General features: G+C 32.8%; 19 protein-coding genes. 10 read left to right on the top strand and 9 right to left on the bottom strand.

Annotated features, from left to right (window positions below; translation table 11 throughout):
• Both Q4Q39_RS06135 and Q4Q39_RS06140 read left to right on the top strand, forming a co-directional pair.
• Positions 1 to 1090: T9SS type B sorting domain-containing protein (locus Q4Q39_RS06135; RefSeq protein ID WP_303281529.1), on the top strand; the 1090-nt coding region annotated here is incomplete at its 5' end.
• A gap of 4 nt (positions 1091 to 1094) precedes the next feature.
• Positions 1095 to 2027, top strand: a complete 933-nt coding sequence (locus Q4Q39_RS06140) for a PorP/SprF family type IX secretion system membrane protein (protein ID WP_303281530.1) — start codon at positions 1095 to 1097, stop codon at positions 2025 to 2027.
• Between the two features lie 438 nt (positions 2028 to 2465).
• Here Q4Q39_RS06140 and Q4Q39_RS06145 read toward each other — a convergent pair whose 3' ends face one another.
• From Q4Q39_RS06145 to purN, 4 genes are all read right to left on the bottom strand, one after another.
• Complete coding sequence (locus Q4Q39_RS06145; RefSeq protein WP_303281531.1) at positions 2466 to 4364, bottom strand: amidophosphoribosyltransferase; 1899 nt, start codon at positions 4362 to 4364, stop codon at positions 2466 to 2468.
• 154 nt (positions 4365 to 4518) lie between these two features.
• Entirely contained in the window at positions 4519 to 5454 is a 936-nt protein-coding gene (locus Q4Q39_RS06150) for a PfkB family carbohydrate kinase (RefSeq protein WP_303281532.1), read from the bottom strand.
• 114 nt (positions 5455 to 5568) lie between these two features.
• Entirely contained in the window at positions 5569 to 6210 is a 642-nt protein-coding gene (locus Q4Q39_RS06155; protein ID WP_303281533.1) for a ribonuclease H1 domain-containing protein, read from the bottom strand.
• 42 nt (positions 6211 to 6252) lie between these two features.
• Positions 6253 to 6825: a phosphoribosylglycinamide formyltransferase gene (gene purN / locus Q4Q39_RS06160; protein WP_303281534.1), complete on the bottom strand. Its 573-nt coding sequence runs from the start codon at positions 6823 to 6825 to the stop codon at positions 6253 to 6255.
• 185 nt (positions 6826 to 7010) lie between these two features.
• Here purN and Q4Q39_RS06165 point away from each other — a divergent pair, with 185 nt between their 5' ends.
• From Q4Q39_RS06165 to pyk, 5 genes are all read left to right on the top strand, one after another.
• The gene (locus Q4Q39_RS06165; protein WP_008269813.1) at positions 7011 to 7244 is read left to right on the top strand and encodes an acyl carrier protein; all 234 of its coding nucleotides are present in this window, start codon (positions 7011 to 7013) and stop codon (positions 7242 to 7244) included.
• 12 nt (positions 7245 to 7256) lie between these two features.
• Positions 7257 to 8507 carry a beta-ketoacyl-ACP synthase II gene (gene fabF / locus Q4Q39_RS06170; protein WP_303281535.1) on the top strand — a complete coding sequence of 417 codons (1251 nt, stop codon included), beginning with the start codon at positions 7257 to 7259 and terminating at the stop codon, positions 8505 to 8507.
• Between the two features lie 98 nt (positions 8508 to 8605).
• Entirely contained in the window at positions 8606 to 9346 is a 741-nt protein-coding gene (gene rnc / locus Q4Q39_RS06175) for a ribonuclease III (RefSeq protein WP_303281536.1), read from the top strand.
• 120 nt (positions 9347 to 9466) lie between these two features.
• On the top strand, positions 9467 to 9952 hold the full coding sequence (locus Q4Q39_RS06180; RefSeq protein ID WP_303281537.1) for an IPExxxVDY family protein: 486 nt from the start codon (positions 9467 to 9469) through the stop codon (positions 9950 to 9952).
• Positions 9952 to 11394 (top strand): pyruvate kinase, encoded by a 1443-nt coding sequence (pyk, locus tag Q4Q39_RS06185; protein ID WP_303281538.1) that lies wholly within the window; start codon positions 9952 to 9954, stop codon positions 11392 to 11394. The genes Q4Q39_RS06180 and pyk overlap by 1 nt, the downstream gene beginning before the upstream one ends.
• Positions 11395 to 11503: 109 nt before the next feature.
• Here pyk and dinB read toward each other — a convergent pair whose 3' ends face one another.
• Positions 11504 to 12601, bottom strand: coding sequence for a DNA polymerase IV (dinB, locus tag Q4Q39_RS06190; protein ID WP_303281539.1), 1098 nt, complete (start codon positions 12599 to 12601; stop codon positions 11504 to 11506).
• 93 nt (positions 12602 to 12694) lie between these two features.
• On the opposite strand from dinB, the gene Q4Q39_RS06195 reads away from it, so the two are divergent.
• From Q4Q39_RS06195 to Q4Q39_RS06205, 3 genes are all read left to right on the top strand, one after another.
• Positions 12695 to 13165, top strand: coding sequence for a CYTH domain-containing protein (locus tag Q4Q39_RS06195; protein ID WP_303281540.1), 471 nt, complete (start codon positions 12695 to 12697; stop codon positions 13163 to 13165).
• A 17-nt stretch (positions 13166 to 13182) separates the two neighbouring features.
• Entirely contained in the window at positions 13183 to 13728 is a 546-nt protein-coding gene (locus Q4Q39_RS06200) for a YciI family protein (RefSeq protein WP_303281541.1), read from the top strand.
• A 78-nt stretch (positions 13729 to 13806) separates the two neighbouring features.
• Positions 13807 to 14598: an endonuclease/exonuclease/phosphatase family protein gene (locus tag Q4Q39_RS06205; protein ID WP_303281542.1), complete on the top strand. Its 792-nt coding sequence runs from the start codon at positions 13807 to 13809 to the stop codon at positions 14596 to 14598.
• On the opposite strand, the gene pbpC is transcribed toward Q4Q39_RS06205, so the two are convergent.
• The 4 genes from pbpC to Q4Q39_RS06225 all read right to left on the bottom strand — a co-directional run bounded on the left by pbpC (position 14599) and on the right by Q4Q39_RS06225 (position 18692).
• Positions 14599 to 16950, bottom strand: a complete 2352-nt coding sequence (gene pbpC, locus Q4Q39_RS06210) for a penicillin-binding protein 1C (protein ID WP_303281543.1) — start codon at positions 16948 to 16950, stop codon at positions 14599 to 14601.
• 194 nt (positions 16951 to 17144) lie between these two features.
• The gene (locus Q4Q39_RS06215) at positions 17145 to 17507 is read right to left on the bottom strand and encodes an endonuclease domain-containing protein (RefSeq protein WP_303281544.1); all 363 of its coding nucleotides are present in this window, start codon (positions 17505 to 17507) and stop codon (positions 17145 to 17147) included.
• 114 nt (positions 17508 to 17621) lie between these two features.
• A complete protein-coding gene (locus tag Q4Q39_RS06220; RefSeq protein WP_303281545.1) occupies positions 17622 to 17951 on the bottom strand; it encodes an antibiotic biosynthesis monooxygenase family protein in 330 nt (109 codons plus the stop codon).
• 9 nt (positions 17952 to 17960) lie between these two features.
• Positions 17961 to 18692: a YqjF family protein gene (locus Q4Q39_RS06225; protein WP_303281546.1), complete on the bottom strand. Its 732-nt coding sequence runs from the start codon at positions 18690 to 18692 to the stop codon at positions 17961 to 17963.
• Positions 18693 to 18709 lie beyond the last annotated feature (17 nt).

Here is an 18709-nt window from a genome sequence, read left to right on the forward strand (position 1 = left end):
TTCAGATGCTACCGGATATAGGATCCATGTTGGAACGACATCAGGAGGCGTGGATATTTTAGATAGTGAAGATGTTAGCGGAACGACCTATAGTTTTACATCTAACTTATCAAATGATACAAGGTATTATGTAACCATCATTCCTTATAATGCTGTAGGTTCTGCAACGGGCTGTACAGAGGAAAGTTTTAGAACAGTTGATCCACCTACAGTTATTCCTAGCTGCACAACCTTATCGAGTCCTTTGCATGGAGCGACAAATGTTGCAGTAACAACAGATCTTAGCTGGAATGCTGTTTCAGATGCTACCGGATATAGGATCCATGTTGGAACGACATCAGGAGGCGTGGATATTTTAGATAGTGAAGATGTTAGCGGAACGACCTATAGTTTTACATCTAACTTATCAAATGATACAAGATATTATGTAACCATTATTCCTTATAATTCAGCTGGAGATGTAACAGGTTGTTCAGAAGAATCGTTCACAACAGAGACAATAGTGGCAGTACCAAATTGTACTGTATTAACAAATCCATTAAATGGTGACAGTAATATTGCATTAAGCACAAGTCTTATTTGGGATGCTGTTACAGGTGCTACAGGATACAGAATAAATGCAGGAACATCATCAGGTGCTACAAATATATTAAATGCTGAAGATGTAGGTAATGTTACGATGTTTGATTTATCGGATTTGCCTGAAGGAGAGACGATTTATGTAACTATAACACCTTATAATGCTGTTGGGGATGCTATAAGTTGTACAGAAGAATCGTTTACTACTGAACCTTTGATAGAATCAAAATATGGTGTTTCACCCAATGGTGACGGAATTAATGATTTTTGGGAGATAAAAGGAATAGAAAATAGCCCACAGAATACTGTAAACATCTATAATAGGTGGGGAGATTTAGTTTTTTCAATTTCAAATTATAACAACACCACTAATGTGTTTAGAGGAGACGCTAATAGCCTCACTAAGTTAGGAGCAAACTCGTTGCCGAATGGAACCTATTTCTTTGATATTAAAATATCTGGAAACCATAATCTGAAAAAGCTAAAAGGATTTTTAGTATTAAAACGTTAATATAATGGATAGAAAAAATAACTTTTCCGCTTATGCGGCTGTCTTATTATTTTATATTTTAAAAACGAGTATTTGTTTTGGTCAGCAAACACCAACGTTTTCTGAATACAATTACAATCCCTTTATTATAAATTCTGCATACGCGGGTTTAACTCCAGATACAGAGCTTTCCATAAGTAATTCGGGTTATTTTAATCAATTTGAAGGAAGTCCAAGAAGCTTTTCATTTAGTGGACATGGCGCATTAAGTAGAGGTAAAATGGGTGTGGGAGCTGGTATTATTAGAGATGAAATAGGAGTAACTACTTCGACTAATTTTTTTGGAGCCTATTCTTATAAAATATTCTTTGATTTAAAAAATGGTCGTCCTTATTGGCAACATTATACAGCAGGAGTACTTTCTTTTGGAATCACAGCTGGTCTACAACAATATCAAGATAATTTATTGGAGTTAGGAATTACAAATGACCCCCTTTTTTCTGAAAACATCAACGCAACTATCCCAACAGTAGGGCTTAGTTTTTTGTTTAATTATGCGACGTTTTATTTAGGAGTTTCAACTCCAAATGTTATAGGGGAATCTCTAGCTTCAAATAATAATTTAAATCTTGTAAATCCTTATTATGGCTATTTTGGATATCGTTTTTTTAATAATCCTTATCAAGAAATAATGATAAAGCCAAATGTACTTTTAAAATATGAAGAAGGAGCTCCATTGCAAGCTGATATAAATGTAGCCCTAAGTTTTAAAAATAAATTTGAAATAGGAACAGGCTATAGAACAAAATCTTCTCTAATTTTTTTAGCAGGGGTTTATTTATTTAAAAATGCACGATTTATTTATAATTATAATGCAGCAAATAATGATTCACCACTAGGGAATGCGCATGGCTTTATTTTAAGTTACCAGTTTGGAAATGGATATAGAATCGATTAGAAAAATATTAGAATATAGTAAAAATGAAAAAGGTGAACGAATGTTCACCTTTTTGCCCCAAATCTACCATGAACTTAACCTACTTATGTTATGGTGAGTCAAATATATGAAGCTTGTTAAGTTTAATAAAATATTTTAGTTAAACTACTCATATATTGGCTTAAACGGTTGTATTAAAGCTATTTTGATATAAAACGGAATAATAAATAATTTTTTGAGATAGATTTATTGAAAAGAAACAAAATTGCATAAAAAAAGGCGAACAGTTGTTCACCTTTTTTTGCCCCAAATCTACCATGAACTTAACCTACTTATGTTATGGTGAGACCAAGTTATATGTATTTTAGGTATTCTGATTATTTTTTAGACGAACGGCACATTTTTTGGATTAAGTGTGTTTTTTTACAGATTAAGTGGAAAATTTTGACAAATCCTAAATTAATAAGCACGCTCATTATTTCCTTCATAAAAGTTTATAAATGCCCTATTTACAACTCTGTTTCCACCTACAGTAGGATAGTTTCCTGTAAAGTACCAATCACCTAAATGATCTGGACATGCTTTATGTAAATTTTCGACAGGTTGAAAGATTATTTTAACTTCAGCATTAATACTTTGATCACTTAATAACTCGGATATTTTATCTGATATTTCTTCATCAGTAAAAGGGTCATAAATCTCTTTTACAAAATTTTGAACATGTTTATCATCTAAGTCTGTTTGATTCATACATTTATTGTATACGTCTTCCACAATATGATATTTATTTGCATCTTTTAATAAGCCTAAAGCAGCTCTAAAAGCGACTAGACTTTCAAGGTTAGCCATATCTATACCATAGCAATCTGGGTATCGAATTTGTGGTGCAGAAGATACTACAATGATTTTTTTAGGATTTAGGCGATCAAGCATTTTTAAAATACTCATTTTTAATGTCGTACCTCTAACAATACTGTCATCAATAATAACCAAATTGTCTTCAGGTTTTATAACCCCATAAGTAACATCGTAAACGTGAGCGACTAAATCATCACGGCTACTATCTTCGGTAATAAATGTTCTTAGTTTAACATCTTTTATAGCAATTTTTTCAATTCGTGCTCGCTCCGATAAGATTTCGGTTACTTTTTCGGCAGATAAAGAACGTTGCCCGTTTAAGATCGTATGGGTCTTTTTTTTATTTATATAAGCTTCAGCAGTTTCTATCATTCCAAAAAATGATGTTTCTGCTGTATTAGGTATATATGAGAAGACCGTATTCTTAGTGTCGTTATCTATGGCTTTAAGAACTTTTGGCATTAATAGTTTACCAAGCATTTTTCGTTCTTGATAGATTTCAGCATCGCTACCTCGAGAAAAATAAATACGTTCAAAAGAACAAGATTTTCTTTCTAAAGGTTCAAGTATTTGCTTAAAGCGTACTTCTCCAGATTTTTTAATAATAATGGCTTTTCCTGGATCTAACTCTTTTACGTCTTCAAAGTTCACGTTAAATACGGTTTGAATAACTGGGCGTTCTGATGCTACAACAACTATTTCATCGTCTTTATAGTAGTATGCTGGACGAATACCTGCAGGATCTCTTAAAACAAAAGAATCACCATGACCAATAAGACCAGCCATAGCATAACCACCGTCCCAATTTTTTGCCGCACGTCTTAATATTTTAGCAACTTTAAGTCGCTCGGCAATAAGAGGAGAAGCGTCTCTTTTATTATATCCTTCTTTTTTTAAATCTTTATAAATTTTACTTACCGCATCGTCTAAAAAATGACCAATTTTCTCCATAATAGTTATGGTATCGGTATATTCTTTTGGGTGCTGACCTAACTGAATAAGATTGGCAAAGAGTTCTTTAACATTAGTCATGTTAAAATTTCCAGCCATTATTAAATTTCTGTGCATCCAATTATTTTGCCTTAAAAATGGATGTACACTTTCTACACTATTTTTTCCAAAAGTACCATAACGAACGTGTCCTAATAATACCTCTCCTATATAAGGAATGTGTTGTTTTTGTAAAGCAACATTATTAGCGTACTCAGGGTGTGCTGTTAACTCGTTATTAATTCTGTCGTTTATTTTTCCAAAAATATCTTGAATAGGTTGTTGCGCCACAGAACGTACTCTGCTTATATAGCGTTCACCCGGTTTTGTATCTAATTTAATACTTGCAAAACCAGCACCGTCCTGACCACGATTATGCTGCTTCTCCATCATAAGATACATTTTGTTTACACCATAAAATGCACTTCCGTATTTTTCTTTATAATATTCTAGTGGTTTTAAAAGTCTAATAACTGCTATTCCACATTCATGTTTTAAGGCATCACTCATATGTAAAATTTTTCGCTTTCGCGGAAATAATAAATTATTAATTAAAAACGCGCTCTATGTCAGAGCGCGTTCGTATTATGTTAATTATTTTATGTGTAATTAATATGTGTTTCTTAAAAATCATATTTAATCGTCTAATTCTCATTAGGGATTGCTACAAATTATCGTTTAAGACGATTTCAAATTGTGTTAACTGTTTAAATTGTAATAAACGTTTATAAACTTCCTCACTTGATAAATCTTGCATACGCTCTGTTCCAAATTTTTCTACACAAAACGATGCTAAAGTAGAGCCGTAAATAACCGCATTCTTCATGTTTTCAAAAGAAGTGTCTCCTGTTTTTGCAAGATATCCTGCAAAGCCTCCGGCAAAAGTATCACCTGCTCCTGTTGGATCAAAAACTTCTTCTAAAGGTAATGCTGGTGCATAAAACACATTGTCATCATGAAATAATAACGCGCCGTGTTCCCCTTTTTTAATAACAACATATTTAGGTCCCATATCATGAATCTTTCTTGCAGCTACAACTAAGGAATATTCCCCTGTTAACTGTCTAGCTTCCTCATCATTTATGGTAATAACATCTACATTTTTAATAACGTTAAGTAAATCTTCCAAAGCACAATCCATCCAGAAATTCATAGTGTCTAAAACTACTAATTTAGGTTTTGTTGCCATTTGGTCAAGAACACTTTGTTGTACTAAAGGATGTAAATTTCCTAGCATAACAATTTCAGCATCTCGGTGACTTTCTGGAACTACAGGGTTAAAATCTGCAAGTGTATTTAATTCTGTAACCAAAGTGTCTCGAGAATTCATATCGTTATGGTAGCGACCGCTCCAAAAAAACGTTTTTCCTTCCTTAACTATTTCAATACCTGAAATATCTATGTTTTTGTTTGATAATAAATCTAAGTAATCTTGTGGGAAGTCATCGCCAGCAATAGATACAATAGATGAGTCTACATTAAATTGTGAAGCCGATAAACCAATGTAAGTTGCGGCACCGCCCAGAATTTTATCGGTTTTACCGAAGGGCGTTTCAATAGCATCAAATGCTACTGTGCCAACTATTACTAATTTACTCATAAAAGAGACCTGATAATTTTCTGCAAAGATAAGTCTTTTAAGTACTAATTCAAGAATATTTTTTTTGAATGTAAATACATCTGTTAGTGATGAAGATACGGATTGATAGACAGCTTATTTTCTTCCAAAATCAGCAGGGATTTCTCCCCATGCTTTTGTTTCCCATTTTACAATAACAGTCTTGTAGGTATTATTTTTTAACCAATCAATAGCCCTGTCGGTTAATTCAAAAAGCGCTTTATTTTTATTATTTCGCTCTAGCTTAGTATTGCATTTTTTCTTTTTCACCCAACTAATAGCTGTTTTGGAATCGGTATATAGTATACGATCACTATTGTTTTTTTTAAGCAGAGCCAAACCATGTACAATAGCCAAAAACTCACCTATATTGTTTGTTCCTTCTTGAAAAGGGCCTTGTATAAAGAGTTGTTTTTTCGTTTTAGTGTCAACACCACGGTACTCCATTTTTCCAGGGTTCCCACTTGAAGCTGCATCAACCGAAATAGAATTATAATTGGGCTGGCCTATTTTTTTTAATTGTTCTTTTGAAAGTTCACTTTTAAATTTTGAAGATTTCCCAATATAATCTTTATAGTTACCTTTTAAAGCTTTTTTAGCAGCTTCAAATGTTGAAAACGATTTATATTGTGCGCCTTGAAAATCTTTTATTTGTGCCTTACAATCGTTCCAAGATTCAAAAACACCAGTGTGATGTCCTTTCCAAACAGTATAATATTTTTTTTTCTTCTTTGACATTTTTTGTCATTCCCGTGAAGGGAATCTTTATAAATAAAAGTTCTAAATTTCTTTAAGAAGTAGTTTTTCAACCACTTTAGGGAAATGTTCCATTTCTAGTTTATGAATTTTTTCAGCGATATTTTCGGCTGTATCAGAAGTGCTAACATCACATTTAGCCTGAAAAATAATAGCCCCTTCATCATAATGTTCGTTTACATAATGTATGGTAATACCTGTTTCTACTTCATTATTAGTAACAACAGCTTCATGCACATTCATACCATACATGCCTTTGCCTCCATATTTTGGTAATAAAGCAGGATGTACATTAATTACTTTATTAGGAAAGACTTTTAAGATAGATTCGGGAAATTTCCATAAGAATCCAGCGAGGATAATTAAATCTGGTTGAGATGCTTGTAATATATTTAATACGTCATCTGTTTTTGTAAACGCGATTCTATTAAAAGACATGGCACTTACTTTTAAATTTTTAGCACGGTCTAAAACTTTGGCATGAGGATTGTTGGTAAGGATCTGAATAACAGATGCATTATCGCTGTTGTGAAAAAACTTAACTAGATTTTCAGCATTAGTACCACTTCCGGACGCAAAAATTACAATACGGTTCATTTTACAGTTTATAATGTTAGAATTATTCAACAAAAAAAAGAATAATTATTAACAATTTGAAGGTGAAATATAAATAGTTAAAACTTATTTTAGTAAATTACAAACACATTTTTATATGAAAGATGTGTTTTAAAAATAAAGTTTTTTATTTTTGCCAACTAATTAAAATTTAAAATTAAAATATTATGTCAGACATTGCATCAAGAGTAAAAGCGATTATCGTAGACAAATTGGGAGTTGATGAGAACGAAGTTGTAACAGAAGCAAGCTTCACAAACGATTTAGGAGCGGACTCATTGGATACTGTTGAATTAATAATGGAATTCGAAAAAGAATTCGATATCCAAATACCAGACGATCAAGCTGAAAACATTGCTACAGTAGGTCAAGCTATTTCTTATATAGAAGAAGCAAAATAAGCATTACACTTTATGGAACTAAAGCGAGTTGTAGTCACAGGATTGGGGGCTTTAACACCTATAGGTAATACCAAAGAAGAATTTTGGGAAGGACTTATTAGTGGTAAAAGTGGTGCTGCGCCTATAACATATTATGATACCGAGAAGTTTAAAACAAAGTTCGCTTGCGAATTAAAAGGTTTTAACGCAACTGATTTTCTAGATAGAAAAGAGGCTCGTAAGATGGATAAGTTTGCGCAGTATGCTATGGTAGCTTCAGATGAAGCTATTGCAGATGCTAAATTAGATCTTGATGAGGTAAATAAGTTGCGAGTAGGTGTTATATGGGGTGCAGGAATTGGAGGCTTAGAAACCTTTCAGCAAGAAGTTTTAAACTTTGCTGAAGGTGATGGAACTCCAAGGTTTAATCCATTCTTTATTCCAAAAATGATCGCAGACATTGCGCCAGCCAATATTTCCATAAAACATGGATTTATGGGACCAAATTATACAACGGTTTCTGCATGTGCCTCTTCTGCAAACGCTATGTTTGATGCTTTAAACTCGATTCGTTTAGGGTATTGTGATGTAGTTGTTACTGGAGGAAGTGAAGCAGCAGTTACTATTGCTGGGATGGGTGGTTTTAATGCCATGCATGCATTATCTACTAGAAATGAAAGTCCGGAAACAGCTTCAAGACCATTTGACGGAACCAGAGATGGTTTTGTTTTAGGGGAAGGAGCAGGCGCTTTGATTTTAGAAGAGTACGAGCATGCAAAAGCAAGAGGAGCAAAGATTTATGCTGAAGTTGCAGGAGGCGGATTGTCTTCTGATGCACATCACATGACAGCTCCACATCCAGAAGGTATCGGTGTTGTTGAGGTGATGAAAAATTGTTTAGAAAATGCCAACCTTAAGCCAGAAGATGTAGATCACATAAATACACATGGAACATCTACACCTTTAGGTGATGTGGCCGAACTTAAAGCTATTTCTAAAGTTTTTGGAAACCATGCTAAGAGTATAAATATTAATTCAACAAAATCAATGACAGGGCATTTATTGGGTGCTGCTGGAGCTATTGAAGCGATTTCGGTTATATTGGCCATGGAACACGGAGTTGTTCCCCCAACAATTAACCATACTACAGTAGATGAAAGAATTGATCCTGAATTAAATCTAACTTTAAATAAGGCTCAAAAACGCGAAGTTAAAGTAGCTATGAGTAATACATTTGGATTTGGTGGACACAACGCTTGTGTAGTATTCAAAAAAATTGATTGAATTCCGAATGAAATAAGCCATAAGATACATTAAATTTTATAGTAAAATGAAACATGGTTTATTACATCTGACATTAAAATAATAGTATTAATTATCAGATGAAAAGCATTCGCAACATATTAAATTCCCGTTTTAAACGCAACGGGAATTTTTTTATGCAATTAACTAAAATTCTTGGCTTTAAACCTAAGCACATTAAATTCTATAAAACGGCTTTTACACACCGATCCATGAATATAAGGGATAGTAAAGGGAATGCTATTAATTATGAGCGGTTAGAGTTTTTGGGAGATGCTACATTAAGTGCCGTAATTGCGTCACACTTATACCTAGAAGTACCAAGTGGAGATGAAGGCTATCTAACTAAGATGCGTTCTAAGATTGTAAGTAGGGAGCATTTAAATGAGCTAGGTAAAGACTTAAATTTAATAGACTTAGTCGAGAGTAAGATTCCTCCAGGGCAATTTGGAGACAATATTCATGGTAATATCTTTGAAGCTTTAATTGGCGCTATTTTTCTTGACAAAGGCTATAAGTTTTGTGAAAAGTTTATATATAAGTGCGTTATTATTCCTTATGTAGATATAGAAACTTTAGAAGGTAAAGTTATTAGTTACAAAAGTTTGCTTATAGAATGGTGCCAAAAAGAAAAGAAAACATTTGGCTATAATGTGTATGAAGATACAGGTAATGACGAGGTTCGACATTTTTCAGTAAAACTATCTATAGACGAAAAAATTGTTGCAAAAGCACGAGCAACATCCAAGAAAAAAGCGGAAGAAAAAGCTTCAAAACGTGCTTTTTTTGCATTTCAAAGTAAGATGTCTAAGATGATTTAAGAGATTTTAGACAAAAGGACTAAACTATAACGTTTTCGTTTACTTTGTTATTAAGATATAAGTTAAACGTATTCCGATTGACTGTTTTTAATACTATATTTACCGTGATTAATATAAGTTATGGCTGTACACAAACTTATTCTTGATGATGTTTTTGAAGAAGATTTATATACTTTAATTGCAATTCATTGTACACTTGAAGATTATCGTTTAGTATATCTTTTAAATAAGTATTTAGGAATAAGTCTTATTAGAAACCCATTAGATTTAGATTATCAAAATGGAAAATCCACGTACTCTTTTTTTGAATGGGAAGATGATAAACAACAGACAATCTGGAATTTAGTGTCTAATGTATGCAAAACAGAAGATTATAGACAAAGGAATGGTGAATCATTATTTGATTCTGAAGAAAAGATAACGAGGATAGCATATTTAATACCAGAATATAAAATGGTTAATTATTTTTTAAAAATAGATAATGAAGTCAATTTTAGCAAACAGAAATATATTCTAAATAATGTATTAAAAGTGCCTCAAATAGCTACAGCTTATAGTATTGATATTAATCAATTGAAATCTAAGGACAATTTAATTTTTAACTAATGTCAACAACAAAGAAAACGAAAATAGTAGCAACATTAGGACCTGCTACAAGTACAAAAGAAGTTTTAAAGGGAATGCTTGAAGAAGGTGTTAACGTATTTAGAATAAACTTTTCTCATGCCGATTACAGCGATGTTACAGAGCGTATCACAATGATACGAGAGTTGAATGAAGAACATGGTTTTACTGCTGCTATTTTAGCAGATTTACAAGGACCTAAACTTCGTGTTGGTGTTATGAAGGAGGAAGTCGTTGTTCATCCTGGTGATGAAATTGTATTTGCAACTGGCGAACGTTTTGAAGGAACAAAGGAACGTGTTTATATGACCTACGAAAGGTTTCCTCAAGATGCAAAACCAGGAGAGCGTATTCTTTTAGATGATGGAAAATTAATTTTTGAAGTTGTTTCAACTAACAAAGAAAACGAAGTTGTTGCTCGTGTGATTCAAGGAGGTCCCCTTAAATCTAAAAAAGGAGTTAATCTTCCTAATACAAATATTTCGCAACCAGCTTTAACCGAAAAAGATGTTGAAGATGCTATTTTTGCTGTTAGTCAAGATGTAGATTGGATTGCTTTATCATTTGTGCGTCATGCAGAAGATTTAATGCAACTGCGCGATTTAATAAATAAACATAGTGAGCATAAAATACCAATTATAGCTAAAATAGAAAAGCCGGAAGCTGTAGAAAATATCGATAAAATTGTAGCACATTGTGACGGTCTTATGGTAGCCCGTGGTGATTTAGGAGTAGAGGTTCCTGCAGAGGAAGTACCTCTTATTCAAAAGCAATTGGTGTTACGTGCTAAAAAGGCGAGAATTCCTGTAATTATAGCAACTCAGATGATGGAGACTATGATTTCCAGTTTAACACCAACAAGAGCAGAGGTGAACGATGTTGCAAATTCAGTTATGGACGGTGCGGATGCTGTGATGTTATCTGGTGAGACATCTGTGGGTAGCTATCCTGTGCAGGTTATTAAACAAATGTCTGATATACTTAAAAGTGTAGAAGACTCAAGTTTGATTAAAGTACCACAATTACCTCCACATATTCGTACAAATCGTTATATAACAAAATCTATTTGTTATCATGCCGCTAATATGGCAAACGAAATTAATGCAAAAGCCATTTCAACATTAACAAATAGTGGGTATACAGCATTTCAAATTTCAGCATGGAGACCATCATGTCATATTTTAGTTTTTACATCTAATAAACGTATATTAACACGTCTTAGTTTACTTTGGGGGGTTCGTGCTTTTTACTACGATAAATTTGTAAGTACAGATGAAACTATTGAAGATGTTAATGCTATTGCATGTAAAAGAGGTTATTTAGAGGAAGGTGATATGCTTATTAGTTTAGCAGCAATGCCAATTAAAGACAAAGGTATGGTGAATACATTACGTGTTACAGAAATAGAGACTTGTAATTTTTAATAATTCATTTAAGCGTTATTCTTATTAGGGGTGACGCTTTTTTTATAGTATCTAAAATAAGGAAAATTGGTCCGGAGAGAAATTGAAGGGTTTCAATACATTTGACCGATTAAAACTTAAATTTTAATTGAACACTTACGCTTTTTTGCTCTGGTTTTTTCTTCGCTTCTGTATTTAAATTAGACATTGATATACCCAATAAGCGTACGGAATTGTTTAATTTTTCTTGATATAACAAATCCTTTGCGGTTTCTAAAATAACACTCTTATCGCTTATAAAATACTGCAATGTTTTACTCCTTGTCTGTAATGTGAAATCACTATATTTTATTTTTAATGTAACTGTTTTTCCAGCTACTTTACTTTTGTCTAAACGTCGTGAAACTTCGTCAGCAATATGCTCAAGTTTTTCAAGCATAAATATTTCACTCGATAAATTTTCGCTAAAAGTCCGTTCGGCAGCCAACGATTTTCGTATCCTATTAGGTTTTACCTCGCTATTATGAATGCCTCTAACTATATGGTAATAATAGCGTCCAGACTTTCCAAAATTTTTATCAAGATACTCAAGTGATTTTCCTTTTAAATCCAATCCCGTAAAAATACCTTTTTGATACATTTTTTCGGCAGTCACTCTACCTACACCATAAAACTTCCTAATATCTAATTGTTCCAAGAATTCAATAACTTCTTCTGGATTTACTGTTTTTTGCCCATTAGGCTTATTGTAATCACTTGCCACTTTAGCTATGAATTTATTAATAGAGATTCCAGCAGAAGCCGTTAAACCAACTTCCTTAAAAATGCGTTCACGAATTTCTTCAGCAATTAAAGAAGCACTTGGATTCCCTTTTTTATTTTCAGTAACATCTAAATAAGCCTCATCAAGTGAAAGTGGTTCTACCAAATCGGTATAATCATAAAAGATAAGCCTAACTTTTTTAGAAATTTCGCTGTATCTATCAAAACGCGGTCTTACAAAAATCAAATCCGTACATAATTTAGAAGCCAGATTACCAGCCATGGCACTTTTTACTCCAAATTTTCTAGCCTCATAACTAGCAGCGCTAACAACACCTCGTTTGCCACCACCGCCAACAGCAAGGGGTTTCCCTTTAAGATCAGGATTGTCCATTTGCTCAACGGATGCATAAAACGCATCCATATCTACATGAATGATTTTTCTTATTGTTAAATCGCCAGACATACTGTAAATTTATGAATTCCTGCGGAGGCAGGAATCTCAATTTATGAGATTTCAATAAAATTAAGTAAGATACCCACTTTCGTAGGCATTATTATGATAGAAATAGAACGTAAATTTTTAGTGACATCAAGAGCTTATAGAGATGAAGCATTTAAGAGTACTAGAATTATTCAAGGGTTTTTAAACACTCATAAAAAACGTACGGTTCGTGTTAGATTGAAAGGAGATATAGGTTATATAACGGTAAAAGGTCAATCAACACAAGATGGTCTATCACGATTTGAATGGGAGAAAGATATATCTAAAAACGAAGCAGAATCACTGTTAAATATTTGTGAATCAGGAGTTATTGATAAAATTCGCTATGAAGTAAAGATTAAAAATCATATTTTTGAAATAGATGAGTTCTTTGGAGATAATGAAGGATTAGTTGTTGCAGAAGTTGAATTAGGAAGTGAAAATGAAATCTATGAAATGCCTCATTGGTTAGGACAAGAAGTTACAGGACATATAAAATATTATAACTCCCAGTTAAGCAAACATCCATATAAAACATGGCAATAATTTAAAAAGACCTAATTATGAAACATTTAATATTACCAGTATTTTTAGTATGTGTTCTTTTTTCGTGTAAAGAAGGAGCAAAGGCATCTATGTCGGACATTAAAGAAGGTACTTCAGAAGTTAAAGAAGAACAAGTAGATTCAATAATAGAAGTTGTAGAAGAACCTATTAAGAAAACAACTAAGCAAATTAAAGAAGAGCTCATAGCAAAAGGTTTTAAGGTTTTTGATTTTGTTGATAATAAAACGCAAGACACCATTATAATGCAGCAATATTTCATGGCGTTTTTAAAAACAGGGCCTATAAGAGGACAAAACGAAGAAGAAACAGCCTTGTTACAGGAAGAGCATTTAGCACATTTAACAAAGATGTACGATCTAGGATATGCAGATATTTCTGGTCCTTTTGGAGACGACGGAGATATTCGCGGGGTAACAGTTTATAATGTCCCCACGTTAAAAATGGCAGATAGTTTAGCAAACTCTGATCCTATGGTAAAAGCAGGGCGCTTAGAAATTGAAATACACCCGTGGTGGGCAGGAAAAGGATTTCCTTTGCGATAGATGTTAAGACTTTTAAAGCTCCTATTTCATATCATTAATGTTGTAATAATTATAGCGTTATTGATCATTCATTTTTTTGTGAAAGAAAGTAGTTACGAGGCATCTTTATATTTTTATACGTTTCCTTTACCAATAATTATTCTTATCATTTTAATACTTTCTATTTTTATCAAAAAAAGGAAGTATAACATAATATTAGTAGGGGTTTTATTAGCTATCTGGTTAGGAAGAAGCTTTAGAATTCATTTTGCAGAAGATATTAAAGAAACAGACTTAGAGGTTGTTTTTTGGAATGCTTCACATGACAGGAATTTTGAAGAAGCTTTTAATGTCAATAAAGGTATTCCAGATGTGCTTGTTTTGGTTGAACACGGTGAATTTATAGTAAAAGAGTTTCAGCAAAAGTATCCTGATTATACTTTTTACAGGTCTATTAGAGGAATCAGTATTTTTTCAAGAACATCGTTAAAAATTATAAATGAAACAACATCAAATTATAAATCCAACTTTATAAATTTTGAAACTCAAGGAATCAATTTCTATGTTTTTGATGTGTCGGCAAGCATGGATGTACCTCGTGAGTGGGAGTTAGGATTTGTAAACGCATTAATTCAAGAAACAAATAATACGGTGATTCTAGGAGACTTTAATGTGCCTTATGAATCTAAATATTTCGATGCTATTAAAACGAATTTTAATCATACTTTCTCAGAAAAGGGAAATGGCTTTAGGGAAACTTGGTTTTGGAATATTCCTTTACTGTCTTTAGATCATATTTGGGTTTCTAAAGATTTAAAAGTCCTTAAAACAGAAAAGATAGCTACTTTTAAAAGTGATCATAGCATGATTAAAACCTTTATAAGAAAGTAATTATTCTGAAATTGTAATTCTTCGTTTCGCCTCGTTCCCAAATTTGTCTACAACAGTAATTATATGGGGGCCTTGTTTAGGCATAATTGCCATATCATGGATGTCCTTAGTACTTCCAATAAAAGTGTCGTTTAGGTACCAAAACAAAGTGCTTTCGGGTTTAGAATGTGCTATTTTTAAAATAAGATCATTGGTGTTTCCATCAAAATCTTTGGGTAAGAAAATAGCATTATTCTCTTTTGGATAAATAAATTCCATTGAGGCGGTATTTTCTCCTAAACAATCACTTCTGAATTTAGGAAGTGGTTTGTAAAATGGGTTTTTGGTTTTGTAATAGTGAGCCATTAAAGGCGGTAAAACAAACCAGGGTTTATGAATGATATTGTTTAAATCTTCACAAGATGCACTCACTTGAAAGGATTCGTTATTATCTACATGAATTAATACGTGATAGGGGCATGGCTTTGTTTTTAAGCCACTTACCTGAATAAATTTTTGCTCAATATTTTTGCAATTTTGAGATGCTCTATGTCCGCTTTGTTTACAAATATCGATCTCTTGCATTTCATCAAAAGGTTTTGAAAACCAATTACTATTTGGTAATAAATCGAACACATCAAATAAAATAGGAGCTGCTGTTTGTACACCAACTAAACCCGGTCGTCCTTCTCCATCCGCATTACCAACCCAAACCCCAACAACATAATCTTTAGTAGTACCAATAGCCCAGGCATCCCGAAACCCAAAACTAGTACCAGTTTTCCATGCAACCTGTTTAGAACCATCAAAAAATTCCCAACTTTCATCACTTTCAGGTCTGTTTACTTCTTTTAAACTTTCATAGGTCAAATAAATAGATGCCGCATCAAAAAGGGTTTTACCACTAGTCTTATCTCCAAAATCAATATTGTTTGAAGCTAAAAAAGTAGGTTCGCAAAACTCATTTGTAAAATACTTACTGGAAGTTTCCGTAAAATGATTTAAGGTTGAAGAGAGCGCCGCATAACTTTTACATAAATCCCAAAGGTTACTTTCTGCACCTCCCAAGATAAGAGATAGACCATAATGATTGGCGTTATACTTTAAGTCTTTTAATTGTAAAGTTTTTAAATAATGGTGGAACCTATCTAAACCGAATTCCTGAAGCATTCTAACAGCTGGAACATTTAACGAACGTGATAAAGCTCTACTAGCAGGAACTGCACCATCGTAGGTTTTGTTATAATTCTCTGGATTGTAACTACCAAATTGAGTAGGAACGTCTGCAACCAAGGTATTAGGCAATAAATCCCCAGCATCTAACATAGCGGCATATAAAAAAGGTTTTAAAATGCTACCTGTACTTCTTGGTTTATTTATAATGTCAACATCTTTTTGATGCCTTTTATCAGTGGGTGTATTGCCCACATAAGCTAAAACCTGTCTAGTCTTTACATCTAAAACCAACACGGCTGCATTATAAATTTCATTCTGGCTTAATTGATTATAATGGTTTTTTATAATATAGTTTACGCGTTGTTGAAGTTTAGAGTCAATAGTTGTTTTTATACGCTTACCATGATTGGTTTGGGATACTCTTTGTAATAGATGAGGTGCTATTTGTGGTAGTGGATATGGTTTTTGAGGTAAGCCTTCTGCAATTGATAGTTTATAGGTTAAAGAATCAATCAAGGCGTTTTCTAAAAGTTTTTTTAAAAGACGATCACGTTTTTTTAATAATTGACCCTGGTTTTTCCCTGGGTAAATTAAACTAGGGGCATTAGGCAATACGGCTAGCGCGGCGCTTTCCGCCCAAGATAATTGATTAGCATTTCTATTAAAATAACGCCATGATGCAGCATCTAATCCAACAACATTCCCTCCAAAAGGAGCATGACTACTATAATAGGATAATATGTTGTTTTTGGATTCTCGTAACTCTAATCGAGTTGCCAAAATAATTTCTTTAAGCTTTTCGAAATAGGTTCTTGATTGCCCTTTTCTCGACAATCGAATGACTTGTTGTGTAATGGTGCTTCCGCCTCGTTTTACAGAACCAGATTTTAGATTGTCTCTTAATGCTTTATAGATGGATATGGGGTTGAAACCGGGATGTTTATAAAAATATTCATCTTCAAATTGAACGATACAGATTTTAAATTTTTCAGGGATACTATCGTTTTGAGGAAATCGCCATTGGCCATCTTTGGCAATTTGGGCACCTAGCAATTCATTATTTGAACTAGTAATAACGGTTGTTGTAGGGTCTTTAAAAAGTTGATTTGGCAGACAGAAATAATAAGCAATTAATAATACAGCTAATATTGCGGATTTAATTTTATGGCGTTTTATATAGTTTTTTATTCTGTTCATTTGGTTTTTGACCCTTCCGTCTTTGATTTCTTTATTGAAATCAAATCCACCTTTCCTTTATAAGGGAAGGAGTTAAGTGTAACTTCATTTTAAATTTCATTTAATTGATCCATATTAATTCCTGTTTGATTCTCCCCCTTTTTAAGGAGGAGTGGATCCTATTTCAAAATATTGAAATAGAAGACGAGGAGGTTTTAACCTTTAAAATGATTACTTATTTCCTCTAATACATTAGCAATATTTTCAAAAACTAATTTGTTTTCGAAACGAAGTACTTCAAAGCCTAATTCGTTTAAATCTTTAGTTCTTTCACAATCATAATTTTGTTGAGCAGAATCAAGATGATAAGCTCCGTCTAATTCTATAATTAGTTTTTCTGATGCGCAATAAAAATCAACAATATAGTTTTTAATACTATGCTGTCTTCTAAATTTTCTTCCTTCTAGTTTCTTTTTTTGTAAAAATGTCCATAATGCTGCTTCTGCTGAAGTTGAATTTTTCCGTAATGCTTTTCTGTATTCTTCAAGATACTTGTGGTTATGGATTTTGTTGCTCATATTTATGATTTTACCCTTTCGTCTTTGATTTCGATTTTAAATTTTAGTTTCATTGTTTATTGTATACTCTTATTTAACCCTCCTCCTTAAAAAGGAGGAGTGGATTCAGATTTCTTAAAAATCTGAAGACGAGGAGGTTTGAAACTCATACTCACGTTCCACTTTGCATATTTTCACATTGTACCAACTATACCATTCAGCTCTTCCTTTTTGCTGTGCTTTCAGATGATCACTTTGCTGTTTCCAATTTTTTATAGCCTCTATATTTTTCCAATAACTTACAGTTATGCCGACGTCGTTTCTAGCACTGTCTATTCCTAAATAGCCGTCTTGTTGTTTTGCTAAGGCTTCCATTTTATTAGCCATTTCGGAATAGCCTTCAATATTCTCATCATGTGTTGATGTAAAAATGACTGCATAATAAGGTTCAAAATCTTTGTTCATATTTTTTAATTAAAAGTCGCTTAGTGATAGTTTTCTTTTGTCCCAGGTTAATACTTGTACACCACAGGAATAATGAGCCTTATCAGGTTTGTTATTTATTAAATGATTAAACTTAGGGTAGCTTAAATCTAGCTTTTTAATTATAATTGATTGCATAGGCCATTCAATATGATGTACGTCGTATTCAATAATATGTTTTTTATGGTTCTGAAAAACAGCATATCGTTCGGTTAGCCATAAATCGATTTCATCTTTTTCAATAGAATCATTTTCTGTACCGTATTCAATATAAAACGAGTCTTTAAATGGTTTGTTTTTTGATGTATAGGTGGTGTCATTTCTACTCATCTTTGAATATTGATAAGGGAATTTTGACATCATTTTTAAAACCTTACAAGAAGATCGTTTGCTACCTTCCATACTTAAAAAATAAACACTTGGTTTGCCTTTACAAGTAATATATACTCTAATATTGATTTCAAAAAAATCTGAAATATATGGTACTTTGGGGAGGTTTCTAATACCTATATTATTCATATTAAAAGCGACTAGGCTTACCCAGGTTTTACCATTAATAATATCTAGTTTTATACCTTTTGGAAGAAAAGGAGTTATTAATTCAGGATTTACTTCCCAATGTAAAAAAACAGCTTTATTCCATTCTTGATAATACCTCCAAGGATGTTCTGGGTGCGCAAACGAGCGATGTTTTTTTTGTTTTAATATACCTTTTGTATTCATAAAACTTATTAATAAAG

Source organism: Flavivirga amylovorans (assembly GCF_030540875.1).
Lineage (GTDB): Bacteria > Bacteroidota > Bacteroidia > Flavobacteriales > Flavobacteriaceae > Flavivirga > Flavivirga amylovorans.